Annotated in this window: 2 protein-coding genes; both read right to left on the minus strand. The window is 52.4% G+C overall.

The genetic code is table 11. The features are described from left to right. Nucleotides 1-3: 3 nt before the first annotated feature. On the minus strand, nt 4-5,031 hold the full coding sequence (locus tag PTE_RS14830) for a type I polyketide synthase (protein WP_241826074.1): 5,028 nt from the start codon (nt 5,029-5,031) through the stop codon (nt 4-6). After that, nucleotides 5,028-11,489, minus strand: coding sequence for an AMP-binding protein (locus tag PTE_RS14835; protein ID WP_036847942.1), 6,462 nt, complete (start codon nt 11,487-11,489; stop codon nt 5,028-5,030). The genes PTE_RS14830 and PTE_RS14835 overlap by 4 nt, the downstream gene beginning before the upstream one ends. Between the last annotated feature and the right edge of the window lie 5 nt (nt 11,490-11,494).

Consider the following 11,494-nt stretch of genomic DNA (forward strand, 5'->3'; position numbering starts at 1 on the left):
TCCCTAAAAATTAAACTCTAAATCCACATCCCGGTCGATCGCCTGAGCAGACTCATCCAGCGTATGCTCATAGCCGAGGCTCTTGAGCAGTGCCTGTATTTCCACGTCAGGATCAGTAAGCACCTCATCTATCAAAGTGAAGAAGTACTCAAACACCGCCGCAATGGTTGCTTCGCTAAACATGCGTTCACGAAACTGTATAGTGCAATCAAAGACTTCTCCGGTTTCAGACACTTCCATCAACAAATCAAACTTGGCTGTATCCGACGCCAGTTCAAGTCGGGAAAATCCAGACCGCCAGGCCGCTTCATCGGCACCGTTCAAACTCAGGGGCAGATATCCGAAAACCACGTCAAACAGCGGATGCTTACCTTGACGGCTTTGGCAATAGCGTTCAGCACTCAGATCTTCCAGCAGTGTGCTCATCGGATAAGTTTGATAAGGCGCGCTTTCAGACCACTGCGCGTTAAGCTCCAGGAGATAATCCGCTATGAGAAAGTCCGCATCCGGCTCAATTTTCAAAGCCAACATGTTGACAAGATAGCCGACCAGAGTCAGTTCTTCCGGCTGTGTGCGTCCCGTGACCGGAACACCAAGCAGAAAGGACTCGGCACGGGCGATTTTCGTCATCAACACGCCGAACGTCCCGAGGAAAAAGGTAAACGTGGGCAGACCAAGCTCACTACAAAAGCACCTAATTTCTTCACTAGTTTGTGGCGAAAGACTTTTGACCAGCGTTACACCCCGGTGACTTTCAGTACCGACATGCCCGTCATAATCATCCACTGTCGGCAGCGCCAGCGGCGCTGGCAAAGGCAACAGGTTGGCAAGCCAATAGGCTTTATTTTTCCGTACCTGATCCTCATTTCCGGACTCTAACTGGTGGCGTCGATATGCGGCGAAACTATACTCCGGTGCAGCTAACCGCCGCCCCTCAAGCCTGCTTTGAAAATCATGGGCGAGGATGCCCAGAGAAACAGCGTCGCATACAATGTGGTGAACGACGATCAGCACCTGATGAAACCGGCCTGCGTCTGCGTCTTTTATCACCATGGCGCGAATTGGAAGTTCAGCATGCATATCAAAAGGCGTTCTGGCAAACTGTTCGAGGCGAGCAAGGTTTTCCTCCTGAGTCGGTCCAGCCTCAAACACGGTCAAGCTGACTTTAGCGTCAAGCTGAGGCAACATCATCAGATTGGCGTTCTGTCTTTTAAACAGACATTTCAACACCGGATGCCTGTCGGCAACCTGCTCTATCGCTGCGGCGATAGAGATCGCACTGACCGAACTCGGACATTGAAAAGCCACAGGCATGTTATAACTGGCGTCGGTAAAAGTTGTCTGATGTATGTACAGCAACTCCTGATCTGCACTGGCGACAATCGGTTCAGACAGATCGACAGCCAGCAAGACCGGATGGGAAGCCTCTTGGTCGTTGAGAAACTGCCGTTCAATCTCGCGGATGGTGGGTTGCACGAAAAAATCCTGAATGGAAACTCGTTTACCGAGTTTTTTATACACTTTTTCCGCCATTACAATGGTTTTCAGACTATCGCCACCCAGCTCCATAAATCTATCATCGATGCTGATGCCATCAACGCCGAGAATGCCGCTCCATATAGCAACGATTTCCTTCTGTATATCATTAGCGGGAAGTTGATAAACAGAGGTCAACGTTTCCGGCCTGGGCTTTAGTTTGACGCCACCTGCTAACTGCGCTCTGCGGTCGCCACTGGAGGTGCGCCTTCCTCCCCAGGCGTACAACCTGTCCATAAACTGGCCGGCAGAGAATATTTTCTGGTTTTCGTGGTCGTATTCACGCAGGCTACGCTCGAACAAGGCAGGAAACTCAGCGCCGGCGAAAGCGACTTCGTTGACGCCCCAAACAAACGTATCGCCTCGAGGATCCGCTTCAAAGTGGACGGTTTCCCAGTTCACAACGACCCAACGAGGCCCCGATGGTCTTCTGTTTTGAATCTGTCCCCAACTGTCCAGGAACAGGTTGGCCGTAGCATATGCCGCATGTGCAATACCGCCGAAAAACGTCGACATAGAAGAAGTTACGAAGCAATATTCGACAGGAATACTTTCGAATACTTTGGCCAGAACTTCCGCCACCCGGGCTTTTGGCTCAAGTTGTGCGCGGTAATGGTCGGCATTGAGCTGAACCAACGGAGAAAAAGAGTCCCCATCCGTGACGCCGGCAGCGTGAATAACCACACTAATATCGCCCAAACGATGACGAATGGACTCAAACGACGCCAATGCATCGGCTTCTGACTCCAGGGCATACGGGAAAATCTCCACCGCCCCGGCACCCGCTTCCTTCAGCTCCTCCTGCAAGCGCTTCATGGCAGGAGAATCAGCAGACTGGCGGCTGATTAACGCCAGCCGTCCCTGAAAACGCCGTGCAATCACCTTCGCCATCGCCCCGGCCATTCTGCCGCCGGCACCGGTTATAACATAGGTTTTCCCCGTGAAGCGCGCTTCATCCAATACCTCATTCTCTTCCGCATCCGGGCAACGGAAATCTTCAACAAACAGCCCCTCGTCATTAAGCTTCAAAGGCCCGTGCAGTGGAGTTTGCAACAATCCAGTCAGAACCGTAGGCGTCCAATCCGCACTTGGATTCTGAATACACAAAAACGCGCAATTAATGCCAGGGATCTCCTGGGGCATCACTAAAGCCAACGCCTTAAGAGCTGCCATCGTCAATACGGATTCGGTCAGGCGTTCGCTATCACCTGTTCTGGAGAAATAAGAGGTGATCAAGTAAATATGCACAGAAGTAAATGTGGAGAAATCGGCCTCTGCAAGCGTCTTGCCCAATTCAGATAAGATTTGGAGCGAAGTTGGAGAAAAGGAAAATCCATCCGTCGGGAACGCCAGCGACAACACCAGAGATGTGTCCTTTTGCGAGCCGATAGACAGCCCCGCGAGAGCACTTCGTACTTGTGCCGGGCACAGCATATTCAGGCTGACTGACTCAATCTGATTTTTGTCTGCCAACCCGCTGGTAAAAAACGCTAAAGAGTGGTCAACCAGCAGTACGACGTACGGCTTATCCTCTTGCATCGGTTCTCCCGGCAAGCGTACCGGCCGCCAGAATGGCACCAGCAGACCCGGCGCGTTTTTAGACAAGCTTTTACCGTCGGGTGCAGCAACAATGTTAGCAATTTGCGCCCAAGTCTTATCCGCAATGTGCCCTGCGCCATGCTCTTCGCGAATGAAAGCATATCCAGGCACATCCATTAACAATTGTCCGTTAAAGGGGTTGAAAAGAAGTTTTCCAAGCTCTTTCGTCTTACCGGACACCCAGTTGGAAATAGCCTCAAGCTTCTCTGAGAGATTATCTGGCAACGTCGTTTCTAAGACTTGTTTTTCCAAAGATTGTCGAATCAATGCCAGAACATCGGCCTCTTCACCAAGCGCCAGATATTGTTCAATTTGTCGCATCAGAGCAAACTTCGAATCCGCCGCGAACATCACTCGACACGGAAAATTATGTCGCTTGCTCAAGGTATGGGACAACGCAGGTAAATCCGAACCGGTTTGCGATACCAGCCAATGGGATACCGACGCCAATTGCAGCGCCAGAGAAGCTTTGTTTTTAGCTGAAAACGGGAAAAAACAGACTTCGGGCGCTTTATCGTCGCCGCTCGCATCACTGGCCTCCAGAGGGGAAGCATATTGCTGGAGCACTATATGCGCATTAGTTCCGCCGATGCCGAAGCTACTGACGCCACCGGTTCTCAATTTCCCTTCTTTTGAAGACCAGAGTTCAGCGCGGGTGTTGATATAAAACGGCGACTGCTCAAACTCCAACTGAAGATTAGGGCGTTGGAAATGCAACGTAGGCGGGATCACGCCGTGTCTGAGCGCCAACACCATTTTGATGAAACCGGCGATGCCGGCAGCGGCGTCCAGATGTCCGATGTTGGTTTTAACGGCACCCAGCGCGCATTGGTTTAACATACATGGATTCAAGGTCTCCACTGCACCAACGGAAGATCCCGCTTCATTGAAAACCTCACGCAACGCCATGAACTCGATGCTGTCTCCCAAAGAGGTCGCCGTTCCATGACACTCGATAAAATCCAGCTCCGCAGCGTCGATTTCTGCCATCTGCAACGCGGAACGAATCACTTCCGCCTGTCCCTTAACACTGGGGGCGGTATAGCCTACCTTGCGAGCGCCGTCATTATTAATGGCGGAACCTTTGAGAATAGCCCATATAGGATCTTTATCGGCGATAGCGTCCCCTGCACGCCGCAATACCACTGCTCCCAGGCCGCTGCCGAACACACTGCCGGTGGCCTCCGCATCAAACGCACGGGTCTTACCATCTTTTGAGAACAACATGCCGTCTTGATAGGTATGCCCATTTTGTTGCGGCAACAACAGACTGATTCCACCAGCGACGGCGAAATCACACTCGCCGCTCAACAAACTCTGCACGGCCTGATGCACGCTAACCAAACTGGTTGAACAGGCAGTCTGGAGGGTGAAACTGGGGCCTTCCAGCCCCAGCTTCCAGGAGATCAGCGTGCTCATCGCGTCTTTATTAGACAGCTGAGAGGCAAGAAAGCCACCTACATTCTCAACCTGTTCGGACAACATCGACTGCATGGTCCACTGCACCGTGCTGCGCGCGCCCAAGAACAGCCCGATATTGCGACCCCGTTTATCAGGATCGATACCAGCGTTCTCCAGAGCATGCCAGACGCACTCCATCATTAAACGGGTTTGCGGATCCAAAAGCGCCGCTTCCGCCTGACTGTAGCCGAAAAATTCCGCATCAAAATACTGCGCGCCTTCAAGCACACCGTTGACTGGCACAAAATCTTTATTGCGTATCTTGCTGGCGTCATGCCCCGCTTTAAGTAACTCATCTTCCGTAAAGCGAGAGATCCCGTCCCTTCCCATAAGCAGATTTCGCCAAAATTCACCGCAGTTTCCGGCACCCGGAAATCGACCTGACAAACCGACGACGGCGATATCCAAATCTTCTCTTATTTCTGCACTCATCATGTCTTACCTTGTTCCGGGTCTATAAAGTCATTGGGAGTTAATTGTTTAACGAATTCAAAGTGATCGCCGCTTTTGCGATGGACGGAGCAACATCCTTTTAGTTTTTGCGTAAGCCCATCAATACACTCTCCGTCTGCGTCGTCGGAAAAAAACATTGTGACGGAGACATTCTTTAACGACAGAGCCAAAATCCGTTCATAGAATGTTCTCTCTTCAAGGATCCGGTGCTGTAACCGGTAATAGCACCATTCCTGGTAAAGCGCAGGGAACTCCCTCTGTAACGTCTCAACATTAATACCGGCGCTATCGAAGGTCAGGCAATTAACGCCGCGAAAGAATTCAACGAACTCCGAATACAACTCATCACCGCCGAACACTTCGGTTTGCAGATTGGGATCAAGAAACACCAGCTTGTTGATGTGTTGTGACAATTCCGGTTGTTGCTCCAGCAATGACGCCAATATCTCAGCCCCGAGGGAATAGCCTCCCAGCCACAGCGGCCGTAACGGATGGGTACCCTGCGCTTCAATGCGTGACGTCAGAGTACTTAACAACGCCTCTTTAAACCCCTGCTCCGGCAGGTTTTCGACGGCACCGGGTTCTGTCGTCAAAACAGATACTGTCACTCGCCCCGCCAGCTTGTCCGCCAGAGCCTGCAATTCAATCAGCCCACCTAACGCCGGTGGCAGCAGCATGAGTTTGGGAATGCCCGGCTCATCAGCATTCAGGAAACGCTCCTCTAATAGTGTGTCGCGCACCCTATGAAGCTCCCGCCGTCCTTTGATCAACGACCATTGTTCGCCGATTGTGGCGTTGCGGAACACATCGACAGGGCTGAACGTAATACCGAACAGCGTTTCCAGTTGACACGCCAGACGTACAGCGCTCAGGGACGATCCGGACACCAAGAAGAAGTCGGAGTCCAGTGTCAACGCCCCTTTATATTCCAGACATTTCCTCCAGCAGGTGATCAGCTTTTGCAGCCCCTCGTCCATCATCGAAACCTGTTCTTCCATAGTTTGATGCGCGTATTCGCTCCACTCCTGAAACAGCGCCACGATCCGCTGCCGGTCCAGCTTGCCTATTTCAGTTCGGGGCAAATACGTCACCGGAAATATCGCTGACGGCAGATGGGATCGGGGGTAATGTCGGGCCAGATACTGTTGCAGACCTGATTGAATATTGGCTTTTCCTTCACTCATCTCTCCTTCAATCGCCAGAACCAAGCAGGCCTCCGGCGTTCCGGCGAACGCCACCGCAGCACCCGCCGCGGTCACGCCCGGATATTGTCCGGCTTTGTTCTCCAGTTCGCCCAGACCAATAAAATTGCCCCTCACCTTACAGCTATCGTCCATGCGCCCTTTGAGGTAAAACAGTCCGTCTTTATCCACCATTACTAAATCGCCGGTGCGGAAGAAATCCCCCTGATCGTCCCGACCAAATTTACGCGCGGTAAGCGCCGGATCATTCAGATAACCATGACGTTCAAAATCCCCATAGATCACCAGCTCTCCCCATTGACCAGGCTGGAGCCGAATGCCATCCGGGCCAACCACGGCAAAGGCGACGTGACCAAATGGTTCGCCGATGGAAAGCGCCGTTCCTGACGCCAACCGCGCACAATTCACCATCGATACGGCGATGCAGGTCTCCGTGGGGCCATAACTGTTCCAAATCTGCGTCCGTTCGAGCAACTGGCTGATATCTCCAGCGGCGAGGAAATCACCGCCGGAGATACAAACCTTGGGCAAGGGTTCCAAATCCGGCATACGGTTCCAGGCAGAGACAAGGGCAGGAGCGGCGGAAATGACATCGGGCCGGTAGTGAGCTAAAAACGCCCTCGCCTTGCGCTCATTCAGCAAACTGTAGCGGTCGGCCACTACGCTCGTTCCTTGCAACGCCCAGGCCAGCAAAACTTCTTCAAGATAACCGTCAAAACTGGGAGAAAACTGCTGCGCCACCCTCAATCCTTGTTTCAACCCCAGCGTATTGACAAGAGAATCCACATATTGCGCCGCCGTATGCGCAGCGACGCAAATGCCTTTAGGTCTGCCGGTCGTGCCGGAGCTATACAGTATCCATGCGATAGGATTATCGTCGCGGGATTTCACACTTTGAAAATCGCACCAATCTATGGGAGGAAGATCAACCATAGCGTTATCCTGCGATTGAGCGCATCCATCCGGCGCAACAGCGCCGGTCTTAACCACGAGATCTGGCTCCGCATGGCGGATAACTTCCTTAATACGTTCCTCCGGCGTTCCCGTCTCCAGCGCCAGATAGGTCGTGCGCGTCAGGAAACAGGCCGCCAAAAACGCCTGTAACCGACGCCCCTGACGCTCCAAAATTAGCGCCCGCCGGATCGTGTTCTGGTTTAAGGCCCGCGTATACACAGCGGTCAACTCGGCGAACTCCCCCCAAGTGACAACGCCTTCGTCGTCAATAACCGCTGGCCGGTCAGCCAATGTCAAAAACGCGTTAATCAGCATTGCATCAATTTGGGTATATGACTCACGCCGTTGAACCGACCGAAACGCCTTTCTAACCGCCCCGGTGGACACGATCAGTTCATCAACCTGCAAAGTGTAAGGGTCGTGACTCAGGACTTGCTGCAAGATTTCCTGATAGCGGATTGCGATAGTTTCTATTTGTGAATCCGTGAAGGTGTCAACCTGATACTCCAGAGTGAGTCGGCAGCTTTGCGCGCTATGGGTTACTGCAAGATTAAGCGGCCCGTGCGCTTCCACCGATGAATCGTCTGCGCCCGGCACCTCATGCTCCCCCTCCGCTATGTCAATGTAGGAATAAGCAACATTGAGCAACGGATTGCTGCCAAACATCCGCGGATCACGACTGAACAACGCAAAGGCTTCCTCAATCGGGAAAAAAAGATGATCAACCGCACTCCACTGCTCACCCGCCAGCTTTTTGATAAATTCATCCAAAGTCCCTGTCTGCTGATCAAAGCGAAATGCGCAAGGGGATAATGAAACGAACATACCCACCGTCTCCAGCGTGCGCCTTGGACGAAACGCATTAGCCACTGAAATGGAAAATGCATTGCTACGCCCCGCACGCGCTACGGCAAGGCCCCACACCGCCAGGAAGAGCGTAGCCGAGGTTACATTTAATGTCCCGCAAAGACGTTTCACTTCTGCCATGTTCGCCGCCGACAGGCACCAGGATACAGTTCCCATCTTGCTGCCAGCGTCCACCGCGCCATGCCCGAACGGATCGAACTCAAGCCCCTCAAGATAGTTTTTCCAAAATGTCCCGGCCTGTTCCCAAACCTGGCACTGACGGGCGTCCGTCAATGCCATAGCGTAGCTCCGGTAACTCAACACAACAGGAGCCAGCGATGCCTGCGCCAACAACTGCTCAAACTCGCTCTGGAGAATTTCCAGTGAAGGTTTATCCACTAATATGTGATGGATTTGCAACTGCAAACAGGCGTGCTCCGTGTTCACTTCCTGTAGATAGCCTCTCAGCAGAGGGCCCTCACCCAAATCGAAAGCCCGTACCTGCACTTGCAACCACAAGTTCCGCGCATCGATCAACACCCGATCAACCGCGAGTGACGGTAATATCTCAGCATAGGGAATCCCTTCGTTATTTATGCGGTATCGAGTGCGCAGAATATCGTGGCGATCGATCAGAGCTTGTAGTGCTCGTTTCACTGTGTCAGCGGAGACTTCATGCGATAAAGGGATCTCCAGAGCCAGAATATAAGCCAGTGATTCCGGATGCAGACGATATTGCGCATAAAGCCGGGCTTCTTGCGCCGATAACGGCCCACGCCCGTCAACCGAAGGCAGGGAAGCCGTTTCCAGCAGACGAGAGAAGCCGTTCATCGTCATGCTGTCTTCATCGATAAGTTGGGCGTCGATTATTTTCGCCAGACTTTCGATCGTATCGTTTTGGAAAAACGTCAATAAAGACACGACCTGTCCAAACTCATGTTGAATTTCCGCCAGAACTCTCCCTGCCCGCAACGAGTGTCCACCCAAAGCGAAAAAGCTTTTGTCTACCGACAGCGCATCAACCTCCAGTTCCAAATGCCGCGCCCAACAGGTCACTAGCCATTCTTGGGTTGGGCCGTTGGGCCGAACAATATCGCCATGCGCAGCTTTGCCAAGTATTTGTTTTAGCGCCTGCCGATCCAGCTTGCCATTGCGTGTCAGCGGCAATTCCGACACCAAAATAATCTGACTGGGAACCATATAAGCCGGTATCCGGCTTAATAACGCTTCCCTTATATTTTGCTCCGTTACCCAGCTGTCCATCGCAACGATGAAGGCCCCCACACGGGCGTGTCCCCGTTTGTCTTCTATGCCGATAACCGCCACTTGGGACACTATCGGTAAGTCCAGTATGCTCTTTTCAATTGCGTCCAGTTCGACACGGAAACCGTTCACTTTTAGTTGGCGATCGTGCCTCCCCAGGATTTCAATCTCTCCTTGGATGTCCCAGCAGCAGAGATCTCCGCTGCGATAATATTTCCCCTTCAGCCATTCAGTATCTAGGTATATAAATGCCTTCTCTGTGAGATCCGGGCGATTAATGTAACCTGCACCCACTCCGACGCCACCTATCAACAATTCACCCGGCACGCCGATTGGGCATGGCTCTAAGGTATCGGGAAACACCACGACACACTGGCAGCCGCTCACCGGCTTACCGACAGTCATTTTCTGGTCATTACGCACTATGGGCAAATAGGTGGTAATAACGCCAGTTTCGCTGGGACCATATACATTAAACAGCTCGTAGTTATTCTTTTGAAACGTCCGCAGACTTTCACCACCGAAATACAGTTGCTGTAAGCCAGGAATATCACCCTGCACCATGATCTCTTCCGCCAACACCGTCGTGGTGAACAACAGATCAATGCGGTTTTCCCGCAGGAATTTGACACACTTCCCGGCGTCTATGCGTGCCTCTTCCGGCAGCATGACCAATACGATGTCCTGCGTCAGACACTCGACACACTCCAGTACAAAGTAGTCAAAAGTGTGGTTCGCCATGGAGGCGACTCTGGCGTCAGCTGTGCGATACAGGGTTTGCTTTTCATAACTGAGATTGAGTAATGCTCTGTGAGTATTGACACTGCCTTTCGGTTTGCCCTCGCTACCGGAGGTCATCAACACGCACAATGCATCATCAGGGTTGACCGCCTCACCTTTGTGCAACAATGCCGCCAAGGCTGACGCATCCGCTATATACGCCAGACCGGCCAGAGAAGCCGGATCATAGTGAGGCAGCATGACGACCTGACAGCCCCGAGTGTGGAAGAACTCTTCCATCTCGCAGAAATTTTCCTGCAACAGAACCGTCTTGGTGTTATGCAACTCGACGATGTCCGATAACTGCCTTTCCGGAGCACTGTGCGATTGCAGACAAAACGGCTTACCGATGCGCATGCATGCCATTGCAGCGAGCGTGATTTCCACGCCCTTGGCTCCAACGATAAGCACGCAATCGCCTAATGATTCCCACTGGGGCAAATGGGGATCTGTTAATAAATCCTCCGTATACTGCCCTAACTGCTTAAAGTTAACAGTCTGACCATCACTTTCCAGAAACAGGGTTTCAGCTTTGTCGCGGATCGAAGCCGTGATGGCCTGCGCTACATTTTGGTACATCAGTGGCTGCGCCGGCACTGGCGCGGACAGAGCGGCAACTCGTTCTTGCTCTTGCTGAGGCGTCCAGAGCATTGATGCGAGCAGAGCACCTGGCTCAAACACCATGCCACTCAACAACAAGGCCAAGCGATCCATCAAAAGCGACATCAGTTCTGCGTCCACTCTCCCCGGGTCGAATCGCATGTGCAGACAGGTCTCCTCGGGGCGGGCTTGAATCCAGATGCTCAGTGAATAGCTCGTCGTATCCATGTTCTCAAAGGACACCTGCGTTTCAGAGTAACCCACCAGAACTTGCGGCAATTGTGACATGACAGAAGACACTGATTGCGGCGACATACCGGATGTCAACACAGCAACTTGCTTCCATTGTGCAAGCTCATCACCAAGCAGACGTTTCACCGGTTGCGCCAACTCCGCCTCCGTCAGGCACCATTTGGCGGGAACGAGATAAACGTCGGCGGGACAGCCTGCGGATAAAGCCGCCGATGTTATGTTCCCCGTCATGTCTTCCACCCCGATGGCCCAAGTCAAGCTCCCCTCTGGCTCACGACAGTGTAGAAATGCGAGATACTTGATGCAGGCGGAAAACAACGACAAACGATGCAGCGAAGACGCCGCCGCCATAGAGAAGATTCTGTTGTTCAGTTTTTCCGCCAGTGCGAATGACGCAGTGACTACCTGTGTGTCCATCTCCGACGCCGGTGGTGCCATCACAAAAAAGGGACACCCCTGATATTCCGCATCCAGCTGTTGACGAGCATAATCTTTTAGTGCTTGTTTTCTTGCATTCATTGCAATGGGATCATTAGCGAGCATTTCCG

Source organism: Photorhabdus khanii NC19 (assembly GCF_000517265.1).
GTDB lineage: Bacteria > Pseudomonadota > Gammaproteobacteria > Enterobacterales > Enterobacteriaceae > Photorhabdus > Photorhabdus khanii.